The sequence below is a fragment of the Alcaligenes sp. EGD-AK7 genome (assembly GCF_000465875.3).
In the GTDB taxonomy this organism is placed as follows: domain Bacteria; phylum Pseudomonadota; class Gammaproteobacteria; order Burkholderiales; family Burkholderiaceae_B; genus Alcaligenes; species Alcaligenes phenolicus.
On sequence record NZ_AVOG02000051.1, the window covers coordinates 1 to 564 of the forward strand.

The window sequence follows — 564 nt, forward strand, 5'->3', positions numbered from 1 at the left end:
AAAAACGCCGTACGCAGCAACCGCCCCAATTGCACGCCAGCCTCATAGATTGGATCGCCCTGGGCGGCAGAACCGAACCGCGCAAGAGCTGCCACCGCACTGGCATGTCCGCTCATGACCGAGGCTGCCAGGTGCACCAGACTATCCCAATGCTTTTCGATCAAAGCGACGTCGACATTGGCTTCGCACACCGCAGCGATTTCTGCGGGCACTTTGGTGCCGCGTGGCACAAAGAGGTGGCGCTGTTTGAGTTCCTTCAACCGCGGGCAAAGATCAAAACCAAGCAAACGGGCATGTGACATGGCAAAGTCGGTGTAGCCATGGGTATCCACAGCAAGCTGGCTGGTCTCCAGCTTTTCTTGGCGGATGACACCTTCAATGGCCACGCCCGCCTGGCGCTCATTGAGCACAAAGGGCTGCGCATGGAAGATGCCCCACCGGTCTTTTACATGGGAGTAGATTCCAATGGAAGGTGTGTTGCGCCGAGGATCAAGCCGGGCTTGCCACACCCGTTTGGTGGTCTCCATGCTCATCATGTCAGAAGATGCCAAATCGGACCGCCCC

1 protein-coding gene is annotated in these 564 nt (G+C 58.0%); it reads right to left on the reverse strand.

The features are described from left to right. On the reverse strand, positions 1–564 hold a 564-nt coding region (locus N879_RS15695), incomplete at both ends, for a Tn3 family transposase (RefSeq protein WP_152978328.1).